Annotated in this window: 21 protein-coding genes; 10 read left to right on the forward strand and 11 right to left on the reverse strand. The window is 37.9% G+C overall.

The features are described from left to right. Positions 1-170: 170 nt before the first annotated feature. The 4 genes from hisS to ACJJVU_RS08785 all read left to right on the forward strand — a co-directional run bounded on the left by hisS (position 171) and on the right by ACJJVU_RS08785 (position 7178). Entirely contained in the window at positions 171-1553 is a 1383-nt protein-coding gene (gene hisS, locus ACJJVU_RS08770; protein ID WP_405224319.1) for a histidine--tRNA ligase, read from the forward strand. Between the two features lie 412 nt (positions 1554-1965). Further along, on the forward strand, positions 1966-4392 hold the full coding sequence (locus tag ACJJVU_RS08775; protein WP_405224322.1) for a YfhO family protein: 2427 nt from the start codon (positions 1966-1968) through the stop codon (positions 4390-4392). Then, positions 4392-5675 (forward strand): glycosyl transferase family 1, encoded by a 1284-nt coding sequence (locus tag ACJJVU_RS08780; RefSeq protein WP_405224325.1) that lies wholly within the window; start codon positions 4392-4394, stop codon positions 5673-5675. The genes ACJJVU_RS08775 and ACJJVU_RS08780 overlap by 1 nt, the downstream gene beginning before the upstream one ends. Positions 5676-5684: 9 nt before the next feature. Continuing rightward, positions 5685-7178 (forward strand): lipopolysaccharide biosynthesis protein, encoded by a 1494-nt coding sequence (locus ACJJVU_RS08785; protein ID WP_405224328.1) that lies wholly within the window; start codon positions 5685-5687, stop codon positions 7176-7178. A 94-nt stretch (positions 7179-7272) separates the two neighbouring features. Here ACJJVU_RS08785 and ACJJVU_RS08790 read toward each other — a convergent pair whose 3' ends face one another. From ACJJVU_RS08790 to ACJJVU_RS08805, 4 genes are all read right to left on the reverse strand, one after another. Further along, positions 7273-7809 carry a hypothetical protein gene (locus ACJJVU_RS08790; protein ID WP_405224331.1) on the reverse strand — a complete coding sequence of 179 codons (537 nt, stop codon included), beginning with the start codon at positions 7807-7809 and terminating at the stop codon, positions 7273-7275. 192 nt (positions 7810-8001) lie between these two features. Further along, on the reverse strand, positions 8002-10191 hold the full coding sequence (locus ACJJVU_RS08795; protein WP_405224334.1) for a mucoidy inhibitor MuiA family protein: 2190 nt from the start codon (positions 10189-10191) through the stop codon (positions 8002-8004). Between the two features lie 93 nt (positions 10192-10284). Further along, positions 10285-10701, reverse strand: coding sequence for a thiol-disulfide oxidoreductase DCC family protein (locus ACJJVU_RS08800; protein WP_405224337.1), 417 nt, complete (start codon positions 10699-10701; stop codon positions 10285-10287). Next, entirely contained in the window at positions 10691-12868 is a 2178-nt protein-coding gene (locus tag ACJJVU_RS08805) for an endonuclease MutS2 (RefSeq protein WP_405224340.1), read from the reverse strand. The genes ACJJVU_RS08800 and ACJJVU_RS08805 overlap by 11 nt, the downstream gene beginning before the upstream one ends. Positions 12869-12988: 120 nt before the next feature. On the opposite strand from ACJJVU_RS08805, the gene ung reads away from it, so the two are divergent. Continuing rightward, positions 12989-13654 (forward strand): uracil-DNA glycosylase, encoded by a 666-nt coding sequence (gene ung, locus ACJJVU_RS08810; RefSeq protein WP_298327999.1) that lies wholly within the window; start codon positions 12989-12991, stop codon positions 13652-13654. Between the two features lie 255 nt (positions 13655-13909). Here ung and ACJJVU_RS08815 read toward each other — a convergent pair whose 3' ends face one another. From ACJJVU_RS08815 to ACJJVU_RS08840, 6 genes are all read right to left on the reverse strand, one after another. Then, entirely contained in the window at positions 13910-14761 is an 852-nt protein-coding gene (locus ACJJVU_RS08815; protein WP_405224345.1) for a substrate-binding domain-containing protein, read from the reverse strand. Positions 14762-14765: 4 nt separating this feature from the next. Then, on the reverse strand, positions 14766-16820 hold the full coding sequence (gene ppk1, locus ACJJVU_RS08820) for a polyphosphate kinase 1 (RefSeq protein WP_405224348.1): 2055 nt from the start codon (positions 16818-16820) through the stop codon (positions 14766-14768). A 114-nt stretch (positions 16821-16934) separates the two neighbouring features. Then, positions 16935-17825 carry a nucleoside phosphorylase gene (locus ACJJVU_RS08825; RefSeq protein WP_405224351.1) on the reverse strand — a complete coding sequence of 297 codons (891 nt, stop codon included), beginning with the start codon at positions 17823-17825 and terminating at the stop codon, positions 16935-16937. Positions 17826-17828: 3 nt separating this feature from the next. Then, positions 17829-18758 (reverse strand): DUF1835 domain-containing protein, encoded by a 930-nt coding sequence (locus tag ACJJVU_RS08830; RefSeq protein WP_405224354.1) that lies wholly within the window; start codon positions 18756-18758, stop codon positions 17829-17831. Between the two features lie 48 nt (positions 18759-18806). Next, positions 18807-19139, reverse strand: a complete 333-nt coding sequence (locus tag ACJJVU_RS08835; RefSeq protein WP_013751998.1) for a translation initiation factor — start codon at positions 19137-19139, stop codon at positions 18807-18809. Positions 19140-19141: 2 nt separating this feature from the next. Then, complete coding sequence (locus tag ACJJVU_RS08840) at positions 19142-20092, reverse strand: isopenicillin N synthase family oxygenase (RefSeq protein ID WP_013751999.1); 951 nt, start codon at positions 20090-20092, stop codon at positions 19142-19144. A 242-nt stretch (positions 20093-20334) separates the two neighbouring features. On the opposite strand from ACJJVU_RS08840, the gene ACJJVU_RS08845 reads away from it, so the two are divergent. Continuing rightward, on the forward strand, positions 20335-20973 hold the full coding sequence (locus ACJJVU_RS08845) for an SDR family oxidoreductase (protein ID WP_298328016.1): 639 nt from the start codon (positions 20335-20337) through the stop codon (positions 20971-20973). Between the two features lie 102 nt (positions 20974-21075). Here ACJJVU_RS08845 and ACJJVU_RS08850 read toward each other — a convergent pair whose 3' ends face one another. After that, positions 21076-22125 carry a flavin monoamine oxidase family protein gene (locus ACJJVU_RS08850; protein WP_405224359.1) on the reverse strand — a complete coding sequence of 350 codons (1050 nt, stop codon included), beginning with the start codon at positions 22123-22125 and terminating at the stop codon, positions 21076-21078. Between the two features lie 283 nt (positions 22126-22408). On the opposite strand from ACJJVU_RS08850, the gene ACJJVU_RS08855 reads away from it, so the two are divergent. From ACJJVU_RS08855 to ACJJVU_RS08870, 4 genes are all read left to right on the forward strand, one after another. Continuing rightward, positions 22409-23494: a methyltransferase gene (locus tag ACJJVU_RS08855; protein ID WP_405224361.1), complete on the forward strand. Its 1086-nt coding sequence runs from the start codon at positions 22409-22411 to the stop codon at positions 23492-23494. Positions 23495-23660: 166 nt separating this feature from the next. Next, positions 23661-25664 carry a thiamine pyrophosphate-dependent enzyme gene (locus tag ACJJVU_RS08860; protein WP_405224364.1) on the forward strand — a complete coding sequence of 668 codons (2004 nt, stop codon included), beginning with the start codon at positions 23661-23663 and terminating at the stop codon, positions 25662-25664. 221 nt (positions 25665-25885) lie between these two features. Further along, positions 25886-26047 carry a DUF1328 domain-containing protein gene (locus tag ACJJVU_RS08865; RefSeq protein ID WP_108878968.1) on the forward strand — a complete coding sequence of 54 codons (162 nt, stop codon included), beginning with the start codon at positions 25886-25888 and terminating at the stop codon, positions 26045-26047. 74 nt (positions 26048-26121) lie between these two features. Continuing rightward, positions 26122-26607, forward strand: a complete 486-nt coding sequence (locus ACJJVU_RS08870) for a lipocalin family protein (protein WP_405224366.1) — start codon at positions 26122-26124, stop codon at positions 26605-26607. The last annotated feature ends 10 nt before the right edge of the window (positions 26608-26617 follow it).

Here is a 26617-nt window from a genome sequence, read left to right on the forward strand (position 1 = left end):
AAGCGTAAACAGATCATTTTCCGCAACAGTATTTCTCTATGAAGAGAGAGTCAGGGATGAAAGCAAGAGTAATAGCTTCTAGCATAAGTAAAATGTAGGTAATATTTTAATAGAATCAATTACCAGATTACCAAAATAAAAACGTAAAGGATTAACGTCTAACATATAATATGAGTACAAAACCTTCTATACCTAAAGGAACCAGAGATTTTTCACCAGAAGAAGTTGCAAAACGCAGCTATATTATGAACACCATACGCACGCAGTTTCAGCGTTTTGGTTTTCAGCCTATCGAGACGCCTAGTTTTGAAAACAGCAGCACATTGATGGGTAAGTACGGAGAAGAAGGTGACCGCTTGATATTTAAGATTCTTAATAGTGGTGACTATTTACGTAAGGTGAAGGATGACGCTTTCGCGAAAGCGGACTCAACAGCACTCACACCACAAATCTCAGAAAAAGCACTTCGTTACGATCTTACCGTGCCTTTTGCGAGATACGTAGTACAACATCAAAATGATATTGTATTCCCATTCAAGCGTTTCCAGATGCAACCTGTATGGAGAGCAGACCGCCCACAGAAGGGACGTTTTCGCGAGTTCTATCAGTGTGATGCAGATGTGGTAGGAAGTGATTCTCTATGGCAAGAAGTAGAGTTTGTACAGTTGTACGATGCTGTTTTTACCGCACTAAAGCTAGAAGGAGTAACTATCAAGATGAATAACCGCAAGGTGCTTTCTGGTATTGCAGAGGTGATAGGCGCGAGTGATAAACTCATAGATTTTACCGTAGCGCTAGATAAGCTTGACAAAATAGGAGAAGAGGGCGTGACTAAAGAAATGCTTGAAAAAGGCATTACAGAAGAAGCAATAGCAAAGGTTTCTCCTTTGTTTACACTATCTGGAACGTTTGGTGATCAGCTAACAACACTTAAAACTTTGCTCGCAGATTCTGAGACAGGAATGGAAGGAATTAACGAACTGCTTTTTATCAATGATGCTATAGAAAACTTAGGTTTACAAACCGCAACACTACAATTAGACGTAACACTAGCCCGCGGACTCAACTATTACACGGGAGCTATTTTTGAAGTAAGTGCTCCAGAAGGTGTAAAGATGGGAAGTATAGGTGGCGGTGGTCGCTATGCAGATCTTACTGGTATTTTTGGACTTAAAGATATGAGTGGTGTAGGGATCTCTTTTGGTCTAGATCGTATTTACCTTGTGATTGAGGAGCTAGGCTTGTTTCCAGAAGAGGCGACAGAAGGTGTAAAAGTGTTTTTTGTAAACTTTGGTGATCAAGAAGCGGGTTATGCAATGCAAGCGATAAGTAAGCTACGCCAATCAGGAATCTCAGCCGAGTTATATCCAGATGCCGTGACGAGCAATAAGCAAATGAAAAAGCAAATGACGTATGCAAATCGTCGTAATATTCCGTTCTTGGTACTTGCAGGAAAAGAAGAGATGGATGCAAAACAATACACGCTTAAAAATATGGCAGAAGGCTCACAAGAGACTGTAAACATAGATGAGCTAGTAGCAGCTTTGAAATAAAATTTTTATTTCCCCAGCCCTAAAGGGAGTAAAAATTATAATGAATAAACAGAGCCACCCTTCAGGGACGGGGAAAGCTCGGTTAGAAATTTTTATTTCCCCAGCCCTAAGGGGGAGAAAAATTACAATGAGTAAACCGAGCCACCCTTCAGGGATGGGGAAAGCTCGGCGATAAATTTTTATTCCCCCAGCCCTAAAGGGAGTAAAAATTATAATGAATAAACCGAGCCACCCTTTAGGGATGGGGAAAGCTCGGCGATAAATTTTTATTTCCCCAGCCCTAAGGGAGAAAAATTATAATGAATAAACAGAGCCACCCTTCAGGGACGGGGAAAGCTCGTCGAGAATTTAAAACAGAGCCACCCTTCAAGAGCGGAAAGCTCGTTGACTAACGACTATTGACATAACACCTATGAACATCGATTTTAAAAAACTCCTTCCGCATATTCTAGTTGTACTTGGCTTTATAGTCGTGGCGCTGGTTTATTTCAATCCGGTGTTGTCTGGAAAGCGTATTTATCAAAATGATATCAAGCTCTATGAAGGGATGGCAAAGCAGCATCGTGACTTTAGGGCAGAGACGGGTGAGGAGACCTACTGGACTAATAGTGCCTTTGGAGGGATGCCTACCTACCAGATGGGAGCGAGGTTTGAGTATGATATGATGGATAAGTTGGACCGTGTGATTCGCTTTTTACCACGCCCAGCAGATTATCTTTTTCTATATTTTATATCCTTTTATGCGTTAATGCTTGTGATGCGCGTCCCTTGGAAGCTCGCCGTAGTTGGTGCGCTTGCCTTTGGCCTGTCTACGTATCTAATTATCATTATAGGCGTAGGGCATAATTCAAAGGTGCACGCCATAGGTTATTTTCCGCTCGTACTTGCGGGTATTATACTCACGTATCAGAAACGATATCTCTGGGGATTTTTACTCACTGCCGTTGCAATGGGGCTAGAAATACAGGCTAATCACTACCAGATGACTTATTATCTAGGGTTGCTTTGTGTGATTTTAGGGATTGCATACCTCATAGATGCTATCAAGAAAAAACAACTTCCACATTTCTTTAAAGCTTCGGGAATATTAGTAATTGCCGTACTATTAGGTCTCGCTACAAACGCAACCACCTTACTTGCTACTGCAGAGTATGCAGAGACAAGTATACGTGGCGAGCAATTATTAAAAGATGACCTAGCCAAAGACGCCGTAGAAGACGGTCTTGGTTTTGATTATATCACGCAGTGGAGTTATGGGAAGCTAGAGTCTCTCAATCTCATCGCTTCAGATTTTATGGGAACTGGTACCGCTGCCGATTTGGGTCGTGATTCCGCTTTCGCGAAAAAGTTAAGCGAGTTAGGAGTACCTCCTAATGAAGTAAGTTACTATGCCCAAGGAACGAGATTGTACTGGGGAGAACAACCCTTTGTAGAAGCTCCTCCATACCTCGGAGTTACCGTTTTTGCACTTGCATTATTAGGACTTTTTCTAGTAAATGGAAGATTACGCTGGTGGTTACTAGCAGGTATGATTGTTTCCTTAGTATTGAGTTGGGGAAAGAACATAGAAGGAATTACCCGTTTCTTTATCGACTACGTGCCGTTGTACAATAAGTTTAGGGCGGTTACGAGTATACAGGTGATTTTAGAACTACTGTTACCTATCGCTGCAATGGTAGGTTTACACAGATTTTTAAACGACAGAGTAGATCAAGCCGAAAAGCAAAAGAAATTACTCATCGCTATAGGTTCGTTAGCAGGTCTTTTTGTGATACTCTACCTTTTTAGCGGAAGTTTATTTAACCTACGCTCTGCCGCCGAAGGACAGATGGCCATCGAGCAACCAGAAATATTAAATGCCATAAAAGAAGATCGCCTTGCTGTATTAAAAAGTGATGTGTTGAGGTCTTTACTCTTTGTTCTTTTTATAGGAACCGCTTTGTGGCTAACGCTCAAGAAAAAGATTTCAGAAAATATTGCGATTATTACCATAGGTGCGCTCATAGTTTTTGACCTTGTAGGTGTAGATAGACGTTCTGTAAATGAAGAAAACTTTATCACTCAGCGACAGTATGATCAAAACTTTCAGATTACTCCTATCGATGAAGAAATAAGAAAGGATGATAGCTACTTCCGCGTGATTGATCTTGCCCGAGGATTTAATAATAGCCATACTTCATACTATTTCAATTCGCTCAACGGGTACTCTGCCGTACAACCGCGTACTATTGACGACTTATACAATCGGCAGATTGCTCAAGGGAATACGGAGGTGCTCAACATGTACAATGTAAAATACATTCTTCAAGATAGTGAGCAGGAAATGAGTATTAGCAAAAACCCAGAAGCAAACGGTCCAGCTTGGTTTGTAAATGAGATACAGTACGTACCAGATTATAATGCAGAGTTTGATGGTCTCACTAAAGTAGATACAAAAAATACAGTACTCATCCGTGAAGAATATCGTGAGGAACTAGGAAACTTCCAGCCGCAACGTGATACCACGGCTGTGGTAAAAACTAAAGAGGTGCAGCCTAATAAACTCGTGTACCAAGTAGAAAATGGAAGCGACGGCTTTATGGTTTTTGCAGAGAACTATTACAAAAATGGGTGGATTGCCACCGTAGATGGTGTAGAAACTACCATTTTACCGGTGAACTATGCCTTGAGAGGGATTAAAGTACCTGCAGGAACTCACGAAGTAGTGATGACTTTTGAGCCACAAGTGGTAAAAACCGGAGGGATGATTATGCTAGGCAGTAGTTTATTACTTTTCTTACTAGTTGCCGGAGGAATATTCTACACGGTAAAAAACCGTGATACAGAAGCACAGGCTTAATGAATAACAAGGTACTCATCATCGCTTATTATTGGCCGCCTGCGGGTGGTCCAGGAGTACAGCGATGGCTCAAGTTTACGAAGTACCTGCCAGAATTTGGTGTAGAACCTATAGTTTATGTTCCAGAAAATCCTAGTTATCCTATCGTAGATGATTCTTTGGTTGCTGAGGTTTCAGGTAAGGTGACTGTGATTAAACAACCTATTAAAGAGCCGTATGGTTGGGCAAGTACGCTTTCGCGAAAGCAAACTAAAACCATCTCATCGGGCATTTTACCAAAGGAAGGAAAGCAGAGCTTGTTACAAAAAGCGATGCTCTACGTGCGTGGAAACTTCTTTGTGCCAGACGCAAGAGTAGGGTGGGTAGCACCTTCTGTGGAGTACTTGAAAAAGTATATCGAAGAAAACGATATTGAAAAAATTATCACCACAGGACCGCCGCACAGTCTACATCTCATAGGCAACCAACTTAAAAAATGGAAACCCAACCTTAATTGGTTAGCCGATTTTAGAGATCCGTGGACGACTATTGGGTATCACGATAAACTCCTAATGACCGCCAAAACAAAAGCGCGTCACAAGCAGTTAGAAAAGCAAGTACTTACCACTGCAGATCACATTATTGTAACCAGTCCAGGAACAAAAAGAGAATTTCAAGCGATTACCGAAAGATCTATTACTGTTATTACAAATGGTTTTGACGATAGAGTAATCACTCCGCATCAACCTACAGAGAGGTTTGTATTATCTCACATAGGTTCTTTACTCTCAGACCGTAATCCGCAGTTGTTGTGGAAGGTGTTGAGAGAATTATGTGATGAGTTACCAGCTTTTTCTAGAGCGTTAGAAATACAGCTTGTAGGGAAAGTAAGTCAAGAAATCATTGACGCAATAACGGCAGCAGGTCTAGAGTCACAATTGAACCTTGTAGGTTATGTAAGTCATCAAGAAGCACAGCGATTACAAGAACAAGCAAATGCCTTGCTCCTCATAGAAATTAACGCCGAAAAGACAAAAGGCATCATAGCAGGAAAACTTTTTGAATACCTAAGCGCACAGCGACCAATAGTCGCTATAGGTCCAAAGGGAGCGGATATAGGAGCTATTATAGAAAAAACAGCAACAGGTAGTTTTGTAGATTACAGTCAAGAGAAAAAGTTGAAATCAGTGATTGAAGCATTATTTACTGGTGACTACAAGTATGAAAGTAATACAACCGAAGTAGCCAAATATCATAGGAGAGAGCTCACAGCACAACTGAGTAATTTAATAGCGCAACTATAATGTCATAACGTGGGAATTGTATTAAAACAATCTTTTCAGAATCTTATAACGACTTACTTAGGCTTTGGACTAGGAGCTGTAAATACGTTGTTTCTGTACGTGAATTTTATGAGCGATACGTACTATGGTTTAGTGAGCTTTATTCTTTCTACAGCTTTTATTTTAGTGCCGTTTCTAGCTTTTGGTGTTCAAAATACGATGGTGAAGTTTTACTCATCTTTTGAAGGAGAAGATCAAGATCGTTTTTTGAGTTGGATGCTGTTATTGCCATTATTCTTAATAATACCTCTTACGGGAATCACCTATTTCTTACATCAACAAATAGCAGATTTCCTTTCGTCAAAAAATGAAATTGTTTCTGGGTATGTTTGGTATATTTTCATAATAGCCTTGTCTTCGGCATATTTTGAGATTTTCTTCTCTTGGTCAAAAGTGCAGCTCAAAAGTACATTTGGTAATTTTCTTAAGGAAGTGTTCCATCGTTTGGGAGTCACACTGTTACTCGTTTTACTAGCACTATCTGTTATTAATGTAGATACCTTTATAATTCTTATAGTTGCGATTTATATTGTAAGAATGATCATCATGATGGTGTATGCCTTCAAGCAGCGTAGGCCGGTAATCACATTTTCGCGAAAGCGTGCAAATACCACTTCAAAACTGGATATACAGCGTTCTGCAATTGTCAAATATTCAACACTTATTATCATCGCAGGTTCTGTGGCAACTTTACTCATAGACATCGATAAGTTTATGATAGGAAAGTATGAATCGATAGAGAATGTGGCTTACTATGCCGTTGCTATTTATATCGCTACGGTTATTGGTGTGCCTTCTAGAGCGATGCACCAGATTACATATCCTATGGTGGCAGAGATGCTCAATAAAAAGCAGTGGAGTGAGATGCGTGTGCTCTATAAAAAGAGTAGCCTGAGCTTGCTGGTAATTTCTGGTTTGTTGTTTTTACTTATAGTCTGTAATATTAAAAGCTTGTACTTAATTGTGGGTCCAGAGTATGCCACTGGCTTGTATGTGGTGCTTTTTATAAGTGCTTCAAAATTATTAGATAATTGCCTGGGTATCAATAATGCCATCATTTTTAATAGCGACTATTATCGCATCGTGCTAGTAATAGGTGTGGTTGCCGTGATTGTAGCAATCATATTGAATATGATTTTGATTCCAGCATTAGGTATTAATGGTGCAGGAGTTGCTACGCTTATTGCTACAGTAGGATATTCTGTTGCTAAGCTTCTTGTAGTAAAATCTAAATTCAAGATGCAGCCATTTTCAAAAAATTCGCTTAAGACTTTTGGGCTGATTATAGGTGTGTTTTGTATTTGTTATTTTTGGGATTTTAGCATACATCCTATAATAGCAATTGCCTTAAAAGGTTCGCTTATCACTATTGGATATTTATTAATTTCTTACGTATTTAAGTTATCCCAAGACATTAATACCGCCATGGATAAAGTACTTAATATCGTTAGAAAAAGAGATTAATTTATTCCATAGAAAAACCCCAGCCTGTAATGAAACAGACCGAGGCTTTAAAAAACCAACCAAAGTTATCGTTTAGTCATCGTCGGGATTATTTTTAACCTCTGAGACGCTTATTATTTTTAATTGTTATCTGTCTTTTATTAATGTTATACTGAGGGTTATTAGAGAGCTTTACAATTACTCCATATCTGTTATAAATAACATTCTTTGTACCTACTTGTGTAAGTCTTCCATTTTGATATCTTAAAGCGATAGTGCCTATCTTACTTACTTGACCTTTTCTGTTATAACTAATATCATTACGACCTACTTGATAGATATCTCCTTTACGATTGTATTTTACCGAAGTTTTATTTGTACTTGCATAGGTCACTCTATTAGTTTGTCCTGGTGTGCTACGCGTATAGACTCTGCGCCCTCTATTAGAAACTTCGATACGACCTTGAGAACGTTCAAAATCAAAATGTCCATTTATAAAAACTTCAAATTCAACACCACGTTCTGTAAATGTGATAGACTGTGGTTGATTGTAACGTTTCCCTTTTTCTATAGATAGATCGAGATCTGTCACTGTGTTTGCTTGTGCAGTCATTCCTCCTAGGAACAATACTGCGAGTAATAGCTTTTTCATATTAAAAGTATTAGGGTTTGTACGTTACCGTCTTTCGGTATGCGCTTGTTAGATAGTTTGCAATCAGCGTGCCAAAAATGAAAAACCACTGTTATGTCCTGTATTCATAGGTGTTCATGCTTTCGCGAAAATGTGAAATGAATCATACATTTGCAATTTGTTGTGTACAGTGCGAAGACCTTCTTGTAGGTTTTAAAGATTTACTCTTTTATGTTTTGGATATTTTAGCTCGTAACTAAACTCCTTTTTAGAACTATCTGATGGTGCAAGCTTTATTATCCATTCAAGCAAACCTGTATCCTTATCATAAGTTGCATCAGAGGTTTCGATATCATCTACTTTGATTTCTTTGTTTTGAGATACAGGAACACGATCTACCATCTTTAGATTGATACCTGTACTTTTATTATTCTTCACTGTTGTTGAGTACGCCATATCGACAATGCGTTGCGAACCAATAAAAGAAGTTGACTTAAAATTATCTAACTGTTTGCGCTTTACAATAATATTAGGATCTACACCAAGTGATACAGATAACTCCTCTGTAGTCTCTAGCGGATTGATATATGTTTTACCGGAGAAGCTACCTTCAAAGTAAATATTAGCCTCTCCAGGAAGTAAACTATAACGTACCCAGTCTTTTATAGAAGCGGTAAGAAATACATTTTCATTAATAGCAGGAGCGACAAAATATTCATAGGTTGCTGGCACCTCAAACTTGTCAATTTCTATAACTGTCACATCTCCGTCGGAGTCAATTGAGTATTTCTTATTGATTTCAAAAGTGGTGGTGGTGATTCCCTCTGTTTTGGTGTCTCCAGTGGCTGTTAATATTGAGTTCTCAAATCCATTCTCGGTTTTAATGATTACCACTCCATTTTTTGCTTTAGCGCCATAAATCGATGTAGCGCTTAGACCTTTGAGTACTTTTATATCTTTTATGTTACTAGCATCTATATCATTGATTTCTCTAATTGATTTTTGAGAACTAAACGGAACTCCATCAATAATAAATAATGGGGGATTACTAGAACTTATAGATGAATAGCCTCTTATTACAACATTTGTTGAGCCACCAGCCAAACCTGATGAGTTATTTATAGCCACACCTGAAGCTTTCCCTGAAAGAATATCATTAAGTGTATAATCTTCTTTCTTTGCAGGTTTTGGTGATTGCCCCCTTTGAGACCCAGATGTTCCATAAGCGACAACAACTACCTCTTCCAGCGCATTATCTGCTTCTAGGTTTGCATTGATAATACTCGCATGAATGGGAATTTCAGTTGTATTGTACCCTACAAAAGAGAACTGTAACGTTTCTCCTTCGTTTACTTGCAGTGTGTACTTTCCATCAAAGTCAGTTTGCGTCCCGTTTGTTGTTCCTTTTACGATAACATTTGCCCCTGGTAACGGTCCATTAGTTTCAGTTACTATCCCTGTGATGGTTTTAATAGTTGGATTGTATTTATAGTTGTAGGCCTTTGTAGCATTACTATTATTACGGTAATTACGATTTACAAAACGCAAGTATTTTGTGTCAATAGTTGGCTTAAGATTATTAGTGTTAGGATCTCCTGTTGATAATACAAGATTCACATCATCCCAGTCTATTCCTGTTTTTTGATATAAATGAGCTTTATAAGATAATTGTAAAGGTGCATCTGTTGCAATTGCTTTTAAGTCATATTCTGGATACCAGCCTGCTTCGCTTACATTATAGGTGATTTTAAGTTTTAAAGTCTCTCGCTGCTCACCGTTAAGTTTTAGAGTAATCTGGCCTTTGCTTTTTTCTTCTGTGACATTAAACTCATTAAATTGCTTCGTGAGATCATTCACACGACGCTGTAAGTTAGTTTTTTCAATTTCGGCATCGAGAATGCCATTTTTAATTTCGGTTACTCGTTTCCTGTAGTAGGTAGATAGTTCTTTGATTTTAGCTAAATCTATTTCTGTGGTGTTGCTTCCTAGTCGCTGGTTTGCTGTTATTACTTCTTCCTCTTTATGTAAACCACTCATGAGACTATTGAGCTTAAGGATATCTGTCTCAAGTTTTGTTTTTAAACTTCGCAGACTGTCTACTTTCTTCGTATTAAGTTGTTCTGTGAGATAGTTAATTCCGAAGTTAATAGAGAGTATAGAGGCATTTTTTAAGCCAGAAATCTGGATGCTACTTTCATCAATATCATTTGAGAGGTTCTCAAATAGAAAGCTATTTGTTCCCTCTGTTACCATAACATCCGCAGTACGCTCTATTTGTGCGCCGCTTAAGTAAACAGTTACTTTTGATAGGTTAGTACTTTTAGTTTGTGGTGGGGTAGAAGACGCTTTCGCGAAAGCGTAACTCATCAAACATACGGCGAGTAATAATGTAGTTCTTTTCATTGGTGTGATTTTTATAGTTGGTCAAATCTATAAGTACACCATTGGAAATAAAATAGCTATTGAGCGAGTGGGTCATCTCAATGAGTGAACGAGCTATTGTGGCTGTTCATAATCCAGAAACTTACTTTTAAGCTCAGGAGTAGGGATCATGCAAGCATCTTTTTTACCAAACCACTTATAGCGATTGCGGGCTATAAAATCATACACAGCATTGCGCAAGAACCTAGGAAGAATTAAAAATACTGTGAGTAATGGCCACCCACCAGAAAGTTGCTTTGCGATACGGAGTGCTGCCGTAGACTTTGCGACGGCACTTTGATCTGTAACAAGGATGATAGAATCTACTTTATCTAAATCTATCTCGTGTTTTTTGGCAAGATTTTTACCCACTTCGCTTTGCAAAGGCGCATATCTAAACACATCATTTTTATCACGTTGTATGATAAAAGTGATGGCGCCGTTGCACAAGTTGCAAACTCCGTCAAAAAGGATGATTTTTTTATTTTGCATTCTTCTTCTTGCGTTGTACAAGTTCTAGTTGCTCCACAGAAACTTTTGTAGTAAACATTCCGTAATCTACAGTGGCTTTACCTTTTTCTATATTATCAATAACACCAACAGCCTTCCCATCAAACATGCGCACGCGATCTCCTTCTTTTAAAGTCACCTTTGGTTTTACAGCTTCTGGTTCTTTTTTCTTAGCCTCTTTCTTTTTCTCGCGTATTACTTGTACGTGTTTTTCGGCCTCCTTTTTAGTGGCTCGTTCTTTTGCTTTTTCGGCTTTTGCTTGTTTAGCACTTTGTTTTTTACGCTTGCTATTTTCTATCTGTACGATTTTCATAAACTCGTCCATGAGGTCGCGCTTTTTCTTATCGTGATAGAATTTTTTACTGATTCCATCTAGTTTTGTACCTAGATAAATCAAGCGCTGATTGCTATCGTAAAGCTCTTGATAAGCCTCTAGCTTGCTTTGTACTTTCTCATTTATTTCGGCAAGCTGTTCTTTTTCTTTTGCCGCTTGTAGTTCTTTCGCTTTAAGCGAACTAGTTGTTTTTGAGAGTTTGCTGCGTTCCTTTTGTAGGTTTGCTATACTCTTGTCAAAACGTATTTTGCCGCGCTCTACCTTCTTCTTAGAGCGATTGATAAGCGAGTAGGGGATGCCATTTTTTTGTGCTACCTCAAAAGTAAAGGAGCTACCAGCTTCTCCCATATGTAGTTTGAAAAGTGGCTCCAGCGTGCGTGCGTCAAAAAGCATATTTGCATTTACAATCTCTGGCGTTTCATTTGCCATCATCTTGAGGTTTGCGTAGTGCGTGGTAATAATTCCAAAGGCCTCACGCTCGTGAAAAACTTCTAGAAACGTCTCTGCCAGTGCACCACCCAGCTCTGGATCTGATCCAGTACCAAATTCGTCAATTAAGATAAGCGTGTTTTTATCGCACTTCTTTAAGAAGTAATTCATGTTCTTAAGGCGATAACTGTAGGTACTCAAGTGATTTTCTATACTCTGGTTGTCACCTATATCTGTGAGGATTTTATCAAATAAGCACATGCGTGAATACTCGTGTACAGGTATGAGCATCCCACTTTGTAACATTAATTGAAGTAATCCTACGGTTTTAAGTGTAATACTCTTTCCACCTGCGTTAGGTCCAGAAATCACAATAATTCGGCTTCCTTGATCTAGATGAATATCTTGTGGGTAGGTTTTTTCTTTTTTCGCATTATTACTTAAAAGCAATAATGGATGATAGGCTTCTTTTATAGTGAGCTCTCGATCTGTAGTGATTTTAGGCAGTAAGCCATTCATCTTTTCGGCGTACTTCATTTTAGCCGCAATCAGATCAATATCACTGAGTAACTCTTGATATTCTTCAAAAAGCGGAATATAAGGTCGCATTCTATTTGTAAGCTCTTTGAGTATGCGCTTAACCTCTTCATCTTCTTCAAAAACTAAGTTGTTAAGTTCCCTTTGTGCCTGTAATGTCGCTTCTGGCTGGATGTAGGTAATACTTCCAGTCTTTGAGCTTCCCATAATAGAACCTTTGACTTTGCGTCTGTGCATTGCAGTAACAGCAAGCACGCGCACGTTATCTACTATAGTCTCCCGTATATCATCTAGGTATCCATAACCGGCATATTGACCTAAAGCGCTAGCAAAACTAGAATTGATTCGTCCTTTGGTTTGATTTATAGCTCTACGTAATGTGCCCAGCGTAGGCGTTGCATCATCACGTACCTCACCGTATTTATCAATAATGCGCGTGATGGTATCTATAATATCTGTAGTATATTCTGTCTCTCTTACCGTATTATATAAAGTAGGGTAGAGCTCTTCAAATTTCTTAAAGAATTTGAGGTGAATATTTACAGTCTCAGAAATACTAGAAAGTTTTTTAAAACTTCCTTTTTCTAAGGTACTATCTTCAATAGCAAGATACTTTATTTCATGATCAAGGCTGTCAAAACCATGATTAGGGATCGCAGCATCTGCAGTGCGAGAAGAGAGATATTCATTAGTTTGATGAAGTCCAAAAATTGCCTGCTTAGGTGTAGGGTATGGCTCTATTGCTAGTGCCTTTGCCTTACCTTTATCTGTAGTACAGCGCTCTGAGACTTGCTCACATACAGTATCAAACTCTAAATCTTGTAATGTTTTATTAGTGATCTTTATCATAGGGATCTCGCTTTCGCGAAAGCGTAATAGAGCCACAAACGACTCTTGTAATTATTTTCTTTTTCTATAGCTTTGGGTTGTCTAATAATAAGAATAAACTCCTTAACAAAAATACGGATAATGCACGTAAAAATAGAAGCAAGCTGGAAGCAAGAACTTAAGGAAGAATTTGATAAGCCATATTTTAAATCTCTTACAGATTTTGTAACACAGGAGTACCATACACATACATGTTATCCACCCGGTGAAGAGATCTTTTCGGCTTTTGATCATTGTCCCTTTGATAAGGTTAAGGTGGTCATTATAGGTCAAGATCCGTATCATGGAGCAGGGCAGGCTAACGGATTATGCTTTTCTGTACAAGATGGAATTGCTCATCCACCGTCACTTAAAAATATTTTTAAAGAAATAGAGACAGACGTAGGAATTGAAACACCTGTATCTGGCAATCTTGATAGATGGGCAGCACAAGGCGTTTTACTTCTTAATGCAACGCTTACGGTACGAGCAGGTGAGGCTGGGTCACATCAAAAACAAGGCTGGGAGCAGTTTACAGATGTGGTGATAGATACGCTTTCGCGAAAACGTGAAAACATCATATTCCTGCTTTGGGGAGGTTTTGCAAAGAAGAAAGGAAAGAAAATCGATGCTTCAAAACATTTTATACTGTTATCTGGGCATCCTTCACCACTAAGCGCAAATCGCGGATATTGGTTTGGGAACAAGCATTTTAGTGCAGTTAATGATATCTTACTGAGTAAAGGACAAGCTCCTATAAAATGGTAGATTAAGACATAAAAAAACGACGCCGAAAGTTTTAATTGCTTTCGGCGTCGTTTTGTTTTAAAGGTTGAATTTTTATTCTTCTTCTTCCTCTGCTTCAGGATCTGTAACTTCATTACATGAAAATTGCAATAGCAGGAAATTGATAGCAATAAGGATTGCTATCACACTAAAAAAAATGGTCATTAGAAAAAATATGTAGTTTGTACCCTATAGATGCATATCTATGAGAAAGGTTGCGTTAGTATGTAGTAAATATTATAGCGCTGCTTTAAAGAGACTCGCTTCAAGCTTATTTTCAATCATTTTTAAATCTGCTAGTCGAGATTGTATGCGCTCAATTTCTTTGTTTGTAATTTGCTCTTGAGACCAAGTGGTCATCGTGAGCCATTTTTGAATATCTTCTAGCTGCTGCTCATATCTATTAGCCAGCGTGCGGTCTATGGAAGGTATATTTTTAAAATCTGCAGAAACAGTATTGATAGTTTCTAGTACGATATTAATAGCCTCGCTATGTTCAGAAATAAAATCTTCTCTACCCGCAATTACAAAGCAACTCCAAGGTGTAGGAAAATCACCTAATCTCTTGAAGACTCCTTTATCTACAATAGGTTTTGTAGTAAAGTGTTCCCACATAAAATAATCTGCAGTACCTTCTGTAAGTGCTGTAATAGCGCCATCTAAGGTGTTTATTACTTTAAATTTGAGTTCATCCGTATTCCACCCTCTTTGTTCCGCTTGAACATGAGCCATCACATGCGATCCAGAGCCATAACGGCTTATTGCACATACTTTGTCCTCAAGTTCTTCTATAGATTGTAATGTACTGCTGCCAGCAACGTGAACACCCCATTGCAGTGGAGAAGAAACAAATATTTGTAAAATTTTTGACGGGTTACCATTTGCGATATCTTTAATGATTCCACCAGTTAAAATAACTGCAAGATCAATCTCGTTATCACGTAAAGCTTTATTCATAGCGCCTGTACCTTCTGGAAAATCTATCCACTGTACATGTACTCCTTGCTCAACAAACATTTCATCCTCTATTGCTAGATGCCATGGAAGGTTAAAATGTTCTGGTACTCCACCTATTCGTACTGTAGTCATATGCTTAATTGTGCTTCGCTTTTAGATAGTCAAAAATAGCATATTGTGATCTAATTTTTGGTGTTTCTTTTTCTGCTTTCGCGAAAGCGTTATTCTCTTCTTTATTTTGAATACGAGCCTTGACATTATCTGATAGCTGGATGTCAAAAATATCTTTCAACTCCTTGCGACAATCTGCGTCTGTAATAGGAACAAGTACTTCAATACGTCTATCCAAATTTCTAGTCATCCAGTCTGCACTGCCCATAAAAAGTTGCTCATCGCCATCATGATTAAACCAGTAAATGCGACCATGCTCGAGATATCTATCTAAAATTGAAATCATATAGATATTCTCGCTCAGTCCTTTTACTCCAGGGATAAGAGCGGTAAAGCCGCGCACAAGCATTGTGATTTTTACTCCGGCTTGACTCGCTTTATAGAGCAATTTAATCATATCCTTATCCTCAAGGCTATTCATTTTTATCTTGATCTCTGCGTGTTTTCCAGATTGAGCAAAATCAATCTCGTCATTGATGAGCTTTTCAAAAGTGCGTCGCGTGGTAAAAGGCGAGACCAATAAATGCTTGTTACGAGGTACAATGAGGTCTCCTTCTAGCACTTTAAACACACGGTTTAATTCTTTGCCCAGTTTCTTATCTGCCGAAAAGAATCCATGATCTGCATAGATTTTTGAGGTTTTTGCGTTAAAGTTGCCTGTTCCTATGTAGATGTATCTTCTATTTTTTCCTTCCTCTCTGCGCTTTACAAGTAATATTTTTGAATGTACTTTGATGCGCGGGTAGCTATAAATAACGGTGGCTCCTTTTTCTTCAAAAGTGCGGCCCCATGTGATGTTATTCTCTTCGTCAAAGCGAGCTTTTGCTTCTATAAAGATGAACACCTTTTTACCATTATCTAACGCCTTAAGAAGCGCCGAAGTAAGTGGAGATTCACTTGCAACACGATACAAGGATATCTTTATTTCTGTTACATCTTTATCCTCTGAGGCCTGCTCTATAAAACGCTCCACATAATGAAAAGACATAAAAGGAAAGTGTACGAGATGATCACGTTCTTTTAATACTTCAAAATAGTCTGTAGCTTTCTCGAGCGCATTATGTTTTATTAATGGTTGTTTTTTAAAGTGTAGCCTAGGATTATCAGTAGGATCCGGAAAAGCAAAAAAGTCATTAAAGTTGTGATAGCGACCGCCTGGCATCATATCAACTTTACCGACACGCAAGAGCTTGCGCAATTTTTTTGCGTCATCTTTATCCATAGATGCATCATAAAGTAACCTTGTAGGCTGCCCTTTGTGGCGTCTCTTTAAGGATTCATAAATACGATCTGCAAGAATACCGTCAAGCTCATCATCTAGATATAACTCTGCATCTCTAGAGATTTTCACTTCAAAAATCCCACGTATTTCCTCATCAGGAAAAATAGTATCCATTTTATAATGAATAATGTCATCTATAAAAGTTAGATAGTGCTCGCCATTATCTTTAAGTAGATGTACAAAACGATCTACTTTATGAGTAGGGATTGTGACAAATCCCACCTTTGAGCTATCCTTAAAAAGTACGTAAAAGTATAGTGACTGATCTTCTAGAAAAATATCATTCTTGGCCTTAAGGTCAACCTTTTTTACATCAAGATGTTCTCTTATGGTAGAAGTGTACCAGCCATCTGCAAGAATTTTATGCTTGTCTGTGTAGGTTTTTGAGGTAAGTATGTGGATGTGATGCTTTTCAAGTTCTGGGATAATCACTTTTCTAAACGTGTGACCAAAACGTTGCTGCTGCTCATGTACCGTTGCTTTTATCTCCTTTACAATCTTATTAGGTTGCAATGATAATTGCTTTCTAATTTCTTTTTTTACTCTTTTGAGTTGGCGCAATTGTGACACGCGCACTCTAAAAAACTCATCTAGATTAGTAGAATATATCGCTAGAAATTTAAGACGCTCATACAGCGGATTATTCTCAACATCCTCAGCTTCTTGAAGTACTCGCTCGTTAAAACTAAGCCAGTTTAAATCTCTATGTCTAAAATTTTCGTCGGTAAGTTTAATCATCTCAGGGTATTTACTCAAATGTACAAAAGCACTACCCCTGAAAGGATTAAGTCTATGTTAAAAGAGGAGCAATAAATGCTCCTCTTAAAGTAAATGATATTGACCTAAAGCGTATTAATCTTTAGTAATCGCGTCAAGTGTATATTGGATAAGAGCTTCGGTCTGCTCTGTAGGTTGCTCACTAAACGTCATATTGGCTCTATTGGCAATAATACAATTAAGAGACACGGCACGGTGTCCTAGTAATTTTGCAAGGCCATAGATTCCAGAAGTTTCCATCTCTAGATTAGTAACCTTAAGTTCTTTGCTAGTTGCGCTTTCGCGAAAGCAAAAAGTTCCCAATTTGTCATTCATGGTAGCGTCAGTTGTTTTAAGTCTTAACACTCTTCCTTGCGGCCCATAGAATCCAATATTTGTAGCAGTAAATCCATCGACCATTTTATCTGAAGCAAATTTATCTGCAAGTTGCTCATCGCAAGCCACTACATAAGGATCACTTTTTTCTGGTGCCCATGACATGTGCTCTATAAAAGCTTTTTGAATTGCTGGATGCTGTACGTGTTTACTATCATAAAAGTGGAGTAGGGCATCTAGTCCTATCGCATAGCGGCTCATTAAGAAAGAGTTTACAGGAATATCTGATTGGATAGAGCCACTTGTACCTATACGTACAATATCTAGGCTAGTGTGTACCTCGTTGATTTCTCTAGTCTCAAGATTAATATTTACCAGCGCATCAAGTTCATTAAGTACGATATCAATATTATCTGTTCCTATACCTGTAGAAATAACAGTGATTTCTTTTCCTTTATAAGTTCCGGTGCTTGTTTTGAATTCGCGCTTTTGCGTGATAAAACGCACACTGTCAAAATATTTTGTCACCGTATCTACACGGTCAGGATCTCCTACAGTTATTATGGTAGATGCTAGGTGTTCTGGTCTTAAATTTAGGTGGTAAATACTACCGTCTGGATTAAGTATAAGTTCTGATGGTGCTATTGCCATGTATTAAGCTTTTGTAAGTTGGTGGTTATCGTTGTTGTAAACATATTCATACTTTGATGCACCTCCTAATGTGCAGGGGTACTTTATTTCCTTAAAAACATTGTATGAATTGTCTAGAATGTTATTTGCTTTCTCTGTGAGAGTAAGACGACCTTCTATGTCCGTAAAAAATGGAGACATGCGAGTTATCATTTTTTTGATTTGTATATCACCGTAGCCATAGTAACCTTGGTAATTGAGCATATAACCACATAATTGATGTGGTGTTTTAATATCGTATTTTCTTATGAGTCTAAGCATATTTGTCTCTAACGTATTGAGACCTGTAATTGCGCTAGGAAAACGTTCTTTATGAGCGCTTATACAATTAGATAGATAGGTGAAATTAGAATCTTTGGCTCTTTTTGGATCCAACTTAAGAGGGTCTTTACCACAATATAGTCTCCATAAGTCATCTGCAATAAAAAGGTCGTGATTATTGAGTAGCACTTTATCATTATAATGACTTAGTAATTGCATTTCAGATAATTGAGAGAGCGCAAATAAATCCTTTTCACCAGATACTCTGCCACTGCATACTAGATAAACGTTTCCTTTATATCCACGAGATTTTATGAAACTTATGCAGGCGAGCATATTAATATGGCAGTAAAGATCATATTCAAACCACAATACAATCTCTTCATATTGATGAGCATCTGCAATAATCGCTAGCTGACTACCAAATTTCTCATCATAATCTCCTGCTTGGTCAGGGTAGTTGTTTTTAAAAAAATCAACACGTGTTTTTCTAAAAGCGCTACTCGTAAGATCTACTATGGTTTTTCCCTCACAAAGCATTTCTCTCCATACTGCATAATCACCTTCTATTTTCATAGTTAATAGGCGGTCATTAAGACTGTCACCATTAGTAACGTGTAACGTTTTCTTCATAATACGGAGGGATATTTTAAAATGGCAACAGGTTAAATAATAGATGTACTAGCCGCCTACACGTTTTGTTTTGAAGCCTTTTTCTTTTAAAAAGCTCATGATGCGATCTCTGTAATCGCCTTGAATGATAATACTTTCATTTTTAAAACTTCCTCCTACACCTAGTAAGACCTTAATCTCTTTAGCAAGGATTTTGAAGTCTGATGTTTCTCCAGTATAACCTTCAATTATTGTAATGGGTTTGCCTTTGCGTTTCTCATATTTACAAATGAGTGGGTCATTTTGAATCCAGAGCGTATCTTCTATGTCAAGATTTTCTATAGGATCTTTTTCCGGAGTGTGATCTGGAAAAAGATTCTTTAATTGATCGCCTAAGTCCATACTTATTCTTTAATCAATCCTATTTCTACAAGGCGCTGGTGTAAAAACTCTCCAGCTGTAATATCCTCAAATGCTTTAGGGTGCTCTTCATTTACACACTCATCAAGACAGTTAAGTTTCATATCTGATCGTGGGTGCATAAAGAAAGGAATGCTGTAACGAGCCGTTCCCCATTCTTCTTTAGGTGGATTAATCACACGGTGTATGGTAGAACGTAACTTATTATTAGTATGGCGCTCTAGCATGTCACCTACATTAATCACAAGCTCATCTTCGTTAGGGATAGCGTCTATCCACTCTCCATCTTTACGTAATACTTGAAGACCTCCAGCAGATGCTCCCATTAATAACGTAATCAGGTTAATGTCTCCGTGCGCTCCTGCACGTACCGCTCCTTTAGGCTCTTCACTGATAGGTGGGTAATGAATAGGGCGCAAGATGCTATTTCCATTATTTGCCCAGTGATCAAAATAAAACTCATCAAGTCCTATATATAATGCAAGTGCTCTAAGTACATAAATACCTGTTTTTTCAAGCATGCGATATGCTTCCATACCTTTTTCATTGAACTCAGGTAATTCTGCTACTTCAATGTTTTCTGGATATGCTTCGGCAAGGTTTGCGTCTTCGTCTGCTTCTTGTCCAAAATGCCAAAATTCTTTTAAATCTCCTTCTTTCTTTCCTTTTGCATGTTCTTTACCAAAAGAAATGTAACCACGCTGGCCACCACCACCTTCTATTTCGTATTTTTTCTTAGTATCTTCAGGAAGGGCAAAAAAGCCTTTCACATTCTTATATAATCCGTCTACAAGTTGGTCATCTAGAAAGTGATTCTTCAGTGATACAAATCCTATGTCTTCATATGCAGAACCTATTTCTTGAACAAATTTTGCTTTACGATTAGGATCTTCACTTAAAAAATCTGCGAGATCTACACTTGGTATATTATTCATCTTTTCCTTCTTTAGGGTTGTGTTACGAAGATAAGAATTTTCTATAGGTTTTATCAGTAGTTAATAGGGGTGAAGACGTGATTTTTTAGGGTTACGCTTTCGCGAAAGCGCACTCTTAAAAGTTTCCTCATAGTGTTAATAACTTTAATGAATAACTTAAATATTGTCGTATTACTATTAAATCATAGTTAAACTGAGTCCCATTTTTTTCAAAAGATGCGGTAAGCCCGTACCTTGAGGTCATGGAACAGATATTAGTAGCCGGTGCACATGGCACCACAGGAAAAAAAATAGTTAACTTATTAAAAGAATCTCAATATTTCAATCCGATTGCAATGGTGAGGAAAGAAGAGCAAAAGAGCTTCTTCGAATCACAAGGAGTTGATACGGTAATGGGGGATCTTGAAGAAGATGTGTCACACGTATTTAACACCAACATAGATAAAGTATTATTTGCTGCAGGTTCTGGAGGAAAGAAAGTTGTAGAAGTGGATCAAGAGGGTGCAAAACGTCTTGTAGATGCTTCAAAGAAGAACAACATCAGAAAATTTGTGATGTTAAGCTCCATGGGAGCAGATAATCCATCTGAAGCCGAAGATTTACAAGATTACTTGAAAGCAAAGCATAATGCAGATGAATATCTGAAAGATAGTGGATTGAATTATGCTATTGTAAGACCTGGAAGTCTTACAGATAACGAACTAACAAATAAAATCGAGCTTGCCGAAAAACTTAATAAAAGAGGTGAGATAAGCCGTAATGACGTTGCACAAACTTTAGTGCGTACATTAAATGATGATGTAGCTAATAAGTCAACATTTGAAATTATTAAAGGTGAAACAATCATTGCAGACGCTTTAAATAAAGTAGCCGTACATTAATAAAGTACGACTGACTAAAAAAAATGCGACTTCCTTAGGGAAGTCGCATTTTTTTTGCTCTTTATTTTCTAGTGTAATTATCTAAGACGAACAGGCAGGTGATTATAAGCTTAATCTTTTTATGATTTTGGTAGCAGTTTCATTTGCCGATGAAATTGCACCATCCATATATCCTGGAAACTCTTTAGCACTTTCTGAACTTGAGATAAATAAACGGTTATCCCATAGAGATTCACGAAACAACGGATTACCATTGTTTTGATGCGGGAATAATGGACTCTCAGATACTACATGAGTTTGTGGCTCTTTGCTCCATAAGCATTCATGATATGCTGTATACTCTTGAGCACCTTTACCAAAAACACTCACCAGCTGATTTATAACAAGCTTTTGACGATCATCACTACTCAGTTTGCTATAAGAGGCGTTCATAAAACCGCAAAGGGCAAAGCTTGTTTTTTCTACATTTTCATGGTTGTAAAATTCAGTTACAGGTCCTATGTTGCTAAAGAGCGTACTAGGCTTTTGCTCTTCTTTCCAGAAAGGTGAAGGATAGGTAATCGCCACTTTTATGGAGTCTTCCATCCAAGTGTGGGTTTGTAATGAAAGTTCTTTTAAGTTATCTGATAATTGTGGTTCAAAACTAATTTGAGAACCCCAAAGTTTAGGCGGTAGTGCCAGAACGACTACACCTCCTTCAAAGGTGTCCTTACTTAAAACTTGTACTTTGTCATTTATGTAGCTAATGGATTTTACAGATTGATTCAGTAATACATTTGTGCTATCTAGCTTATCATAAATCGCATTGATTAAGGCAGATGTTCCGCCGGCTACTCTATAACTTGCGGCTTGTGGTGGGATTTCTACTTGCTGTGCTCCATTGCTTCCCACAGGCTCATAAAAAACAGTTGCATCCATGTGCTGTTTAAATTTAGGAATGTCTAACTCTTCTAAAAGTCGAACCACTTCTGTATGATAATCTCCAAACCAGGTTGCGCCCATTTCTACGGGAGCTTGATGCTCATTGTAAAGTGTGTTTATTCTTCCTCCTATGCGAGATCTCGCCTCGAGAATGGTGTAGGGAATCCCTTGTTCTTGTAACCGATATGCGGTAAGTAATCCTGATAATCCAGCTCCTATAATTATAACCATCTCACAAAAGTAGAAAAATAGCGTATAGGTTGAGATTATTAACTATGTCATTTATTATAAAGAAATGGGCTGTTTTACTCACATTTTCGCGAAAGCGGTAACATTATTATAGTCATCCTTAAATACTTCAATTACTTTATATATCACCTTATATCGATCGGTTTTAATAGCGTACCTTTAAGAAGCAGTTTATATCTTCGCGCACTGCAATAATTGATTATGGGATGTTCTCTACAACTTATAATTATAGAGTTCCAATCCCAATACTAAACGACATAACAGCATGAGTACAGACATACCATTACATAGACCGACTCCTATTACTTCTGAAAAGAGAAGAGGTACTTTTGAGCGTGATACAGATGTAAAACGCACCATTAGGTTACTAGAGCAAGGTAAGGAGGTTTTAATTTCTGCATTTTATAGTGATGGATTGACGCTACTTAGAGCACTCAAAGTTCACTTAGACAGAACAATGCCTAATGATTCTTTTGAAGAGCAGCGTGCGAACCGTGAAGCGTATCACAGAATGTCAAATTTTATTGTGATAGAAGTGGTTAATCATGCGCTTGCTGTAAAAAAAGCACCTTCTATAGGTTGGTTTGCAAAGTTATATCCAGAAACAGAAGACTTTTTACTTACGTTTCCTCAAGTTCAAGGACTTAATAGTGCATGGCAGTGGTATAAAAATGGAATTGTAATCCCTGTGTTGCGTAATAAAGTGCATCCATATTATGGAACATATTTCCCTACGCGTTTTGATCACCTCAAGCTTTTTGATAACTGGTTGAAGCGTTATGAAGGACCTAAGAAAACGGCTATTGATGTAGGTATAGGCAGTGGTGTATTATCATTGCAGATGGTACAGTCTGGTTTTCAAAAAGTATTTGGTACAGATACAAATCCTAATGCAATTATAGGATTAAAAGAATCTATGGGAGACACAAAGCTCTCTCGTAAGATTGAGCTGGATTATGCGCCGTATTTTGGTAAATTTAATAAGCCTACTGAGCTTATTGTTTTTAATCCGCCGTGGTTGCCATCTTCTCAAAAGCTTGAGAATATTGATGAGGCAATGTATTACAATGAAGATCTTTTCCCAACATTTTTTGCTAAGGCAAAAGAGGCATTATTGCCAGACGGAAAATTAGTACTCATATTTTCAAACCTTGCAAAAATCACACACCTCATTGACACGCACCCTATAGAGCAAGAGCTTGAAAAAGGCGGAAGGTTCCAATTAGAAAAATGTTTGAAGAAGAAAGTTAGAAAAGCCTCTGAAGAGACAAAACGTGACCAACACTGGCGCGATGATGAGGAAGTTGAACTATGGATACTTACTCATAAAGAATACGTAGCACCTGAATAGGAGAATTTTTTGAATATAGACTAATAGCCCATTATGGTACTCGTATCATAATGGGCTATTTTATGCAATAGAGGTAACAGTAAATTAGAAACGAAATCAAATTAAAATCGCGATATCGTTTTCGTTCTTATAATTCGCTACATTTGAGGTAATAGACAACAACCTAATGGCGACTACAACAAAATCTAGCATACCCTTTATTTACAATAGAGCATCTTTAGATAACGATACCTTACTTAGACTATATAGAGCAATGCTTAAACCTCGATTAATAGAGGAGCGCATGCTTATTTTACTAAGACAAGGAAAAGTGTCAAAATGGTTTTCTGGAATAGGGCAAGAAGCAATCTCCGTAGGAGTTACTGCTGCGATGAAGCCAGAAGAGTACATATTACCTATGCACCGTAACCTCGGTGTTTTTACCACTCGTGAGATTCCTTTGTATAGGCTATTTACACAGTGGCAAGGTAAAATGAGCGGCTTTACAAAGGGACGCGATCGTAGTTTTCACTTTGGTACACAAGAGTTTAATATAGTAGGTATGATCTCACACTTAGGGCCACAACTCGGCGTGGCAGATGGTATTGCTCTTGCACATAAATTGCGCAATGAGAAAGCAGTAACCGCCGTTTTTACTGGGGAAGGAGGTACAAGTGAGGGAGATTTTCATGAGGCTCTCAATGTGGCTTCTGTATGGCAGTTACCTGTACTATTCTGCATAGAGAATAACGGTTATGGATTATCTACACCTACAACGGAGCAATATAACTGTGAGCATCTTGCAGATAGAGCAAAAGGCTATGGGATGGAATCTCACATCATTGATGGGAATAACATTCTAGAGGTTTACACTAAGATTTCAGAAATTACAGAAGATATACGTAACAATCCGCAACCAGTTTTAATAGAGTTTAAAACCTTTAGAATGCGAGGTCATGAGGAAGCAAGTGGTACCAAGTATGTACCTGAAGACCTTATGGAAGCATGGGGAGAAAAAGACCCTTTACTTAATTTTGAAAAGTACTTGATGCAAGAAGAAATTCTTTCTCAAGAGACAAAAGATTCTTACGAGCTTTCTATCAAAGAAGAAATCACAGAACACCTAGATAAAGCATATGCAGAGAAGAATATTGCTCCTAATCTAGAAACAGAAATAGCAGATGTGTATGCACCGTTTAGCTTTCGCGAAAGCGTGCCTAGCAAAGACACAGAAGAGCTTCGATTGGTTGATGCCATTTCTCAAGGACTGAGACAGTCTATGGAGAAGTATGATGATCTTGTGATTATGGGACAAGATGTAGCCGAGTATGGAGGTGTTTTTAAAATCACAGATGGTTTTGTGGAGCAGTTTGGTCGTGATCGTGTGCGCAATACTCCTATATGTGAAAGCGCCATTGTAGAAACAGCTATGGGTCTTGCTATCAATGGTAAAAAAGCGCTGATGGAAATGCAATTCTCAGATTTTGCAACTTCTGGCTTTAATCCTATTGTAAACTACCTTGCAAAATCACATTATCGCTGGTCACAACCAGCAGATGTGGTGATACGTATGCCTTGTGGTGCTGGTGTGGGGGCGGGACCTTTTCACTCGCAAACTAATGAAGCATGGTTTACGCATACACCAGGATTAAAAGTGGTATATCCAGCGTTTCCTGCAGATGCAAAAGGATTACTAGCGACTGCGATAGAAGATCCTAATCCAGTCCTGTTTTTTGAACATAAAAAACTATATCGCAGCATCCGTCAAGAGGTGCCAACTAACTACTACACATTACCGCTAGGTAAAGCTTCATTAATAAGAGAAGGCGAGAGGCTTACTATTATCACCTATGGCGCAGGCGTACACTGGGCAATTGAGTTGCTTGATAGTATGAATGTCTCTGCAGATTTGATAGATCTACGCACTTTACAGCCGTTGGATAAGGAAGCTATTATTACTTCTGTACGTAAAACGGGAAGAGTGTTACTACTTACAGAAGACAGCGCCTTTGGATCTGTAATGTCTGATATTTCGGCAATGATTATGGAAGAATGTTTTGAAAGCCTAGATGCACCAGTGAGGCGAGTAGCGAGTTTAGATACTCCCATTCCTTTTGATGTGGAACTTGAGAAACAGTATTTACCTGTAGAGCGATTAGCTACCAGACTTCAAGAGTTACTAGACTATTAAGACAAGGATAAAAAAATTAAAAGCCCCAAACTACGTCATGCAGTTAGGGGCTTTGTTTTTATACGATGATGTAGGATGTTAATATTTTAAGCAAAAACCAATGTTTGCTATTATTATTGGCGTATCGTTAACAGATCCTAGTTAAAAGCTGCTAAAGCATAAAAATAAAACGGTATATCTAGATACTTTTACATCATACTAATCAATAAAAACAATATATTATGTTACGCTGGACAGTTATTTTTATCATCATTGCAATCATCGCAGCAGTATTTGGATTTGGAGGAATCGCAGAAGGTGCAGAAAGCATTGCAAAAATATTATTCTTCATTTTTATTGTACTCTTCTTACTTTCTTTAGTAAGTAGATTATTTAAAAGATAAGACTATTTAAACATACTTAAAACGCAGCCTTTCACTTATGAAAGGTTGCTTTTTTTAATTTAACCCTAACTATTATGAAATATATAAAATCAGTAATACTCGTTCTTTTAGTTGCTACTATAGCAAGTTGTGGACCATCTCAAGTGGTAAAGCAATCTAAAAAAACACTTAAAGGAACTTGGACGCTTAACGAAGTAAGTTATGATCGTCAAGGAACTTTTAATATCAACCTTTTTAATGACGCATCACAAGAATGTATGGAAGGAAGTACATGGCGTTTTATTCCTAATAATAATTTTGGAAACTACGAACTTTCTGGAGTAGGTTGCGATACGGAGAAACGTTACTTCGTTTGGAGTATTCCAGATACAGAAGGTGATGATATGAATTATAATATTCTTGTGAAGCCAACGGATGCTAAAATGAAGTCTGAAACTAACGCTGGTTTTAGAGTAGCGCTTTCTTACCTTTCTGAAGACCAATTACAAATGTCACAAACAGTAAGCTTAGAGGGTAAACCTTTTAACATTACAATGAATTTTACCAAAATTGCAGAATAGTCTGTAGTTA

Origin of the sequence: Dokdonia sp. Asnod1-B02 (genome assembly GCF_045063955.1) — a bacterium.
GTDB lineage: Bacteria > Bacteroidota > Bacteroidia > Flavobacteriales > Flavobacteriaceae > Dokdonia.

Coding starts and splice junctions, on each gene's coding strand:
- hisS (WP_405224319.1), top strand. CDS start 171: ATGAGTACAAAACCTTCTATACCTAAAGGAACCAGAGATTTTTCACCA.
- ACJJVU_RS08775 (WP_405224322.1), top strand. CDS start 1,966: ATGAACATCGATTTTAAAAAACTCCTTCCGCATATTCTAGTTGTACTT.
- ACJJVU_RS08780 (WP_405224325.1), top strand. CDS start 4,392: ATGAATAACAAGGTACTCATCATCGCTTATTATTGGCCGCCTGCGGGT.
- ACJJVU_RS08790 (WP_405224331.1), bottom strand. CDS start 7,809: ATGAAAAAGCTATTACTCGCAGTATTGTTCCTAGGAGGAATGACTGCA.
- ACJJVU_RS08795 (WP_405224334.1), bottom strand. CDS start 10,191: ATGAAAAGAACTACATTATTACTCGCCGTATGTTTGATGAGTTACGCT.
- ACJJVU_RS08800 (WP_405224337.1), bottom strand. CDS start 10,701: ATGCAAAATAAAAAAATCATCCTTTTTGACGGAGTTTGCAACTTGTGC.
- ACJJVU_RS08805 (WP_405224340.1), bottom strand. CDS start 12,868: ATGATAAAGATCACTAATAAAACATTACAAGATTTAGAGTTTGATACT.
- ung (WP_298327999.1), top strand. CDS start 12,989: ATGCACGTAAAAATAGAAGCAAGCTGGAAGCAAGAACTTAAGGAAGAA.
- ACJJVU_RS08815 (WP_405224345.1), bottom strand. CDS start 14,761: ATGACTACAGTACGAATAGGTGGAGTACCAGAACATTTTAACCTTCCA.
- ppk1 (WP_405224348.1), bottom strand. CDS start 16,820: ATGATTAAACTTACCGACGAAAATTTTAGACATAGAGATTTAAACTGG.
- ACJJVU_RS08825 (WP_405224351.1), bottom strand. CDS start 17,825: ATGGCAATAGCACCATCAGAACTTATACTTAATCCAGACGGTAGTATT.
- ACJJVU_RS08830 (WP_405224354.1), bottom strand. CDS start 18,758: ATGAAGAAAACGTTACACGTTACTAATGGTGACAGTCTTAATGACCGC.
- ACJJVU_RS08835 (WP_013751998.1), bottom strand. CDS start 19,139: ATGGACTTAGGCGATCAATTAAAGAATCTTTTTCCAGATCACACTCCG.
- ACJJVU_RS08840 (WP_013751999.1), bottom strand. CDS start 20,092: ATGAATAATATACCAAGTGTAGATCTCGCAGATTTTTTAAGTGAAGAT.
- ACJJVU_RS08845 (WP_298328016.1), top strand. CDS start 20,335: ATGGAACAGATATTAGTAGCCGGTGCACATGGCACCACAGGAAAAAAA.
- ACJJVU_RS08850 (WP_405224359.1), bottom strand. CDS start 22,125: ATGGTTATAATTATAGGAGCTGGATTATCAGGATTACTTACCGCATAT.
- ACJJVU_RS08855 (WP_405224361.1), top strand. CDS start 22,409: ATGAGTACAGACATACCATTACATAGACCGACTCCTATTACTTCTGAA.
- ACJJVU_RS08860 (WP_405224364.1), top strand. CDS start 23,661: ATGGCGACTACAACAAAATCTAGCATACCCTTTATTTACAATAGAGCA.
- ACJJVU_RS08865 (WP_108878968.1), top strand. CDS start 25,886: ATGTTACGCTGGACAGTTATTTTTATCATCATTGCAATCATCGCAGCA.
- ACJJVU_RS08870 (WP_405224366.1), top strand. CDS start 26,122: ATGAAATATATAAAATCAGTAATACTCGTTCTTTTAGTTGCTACTATA.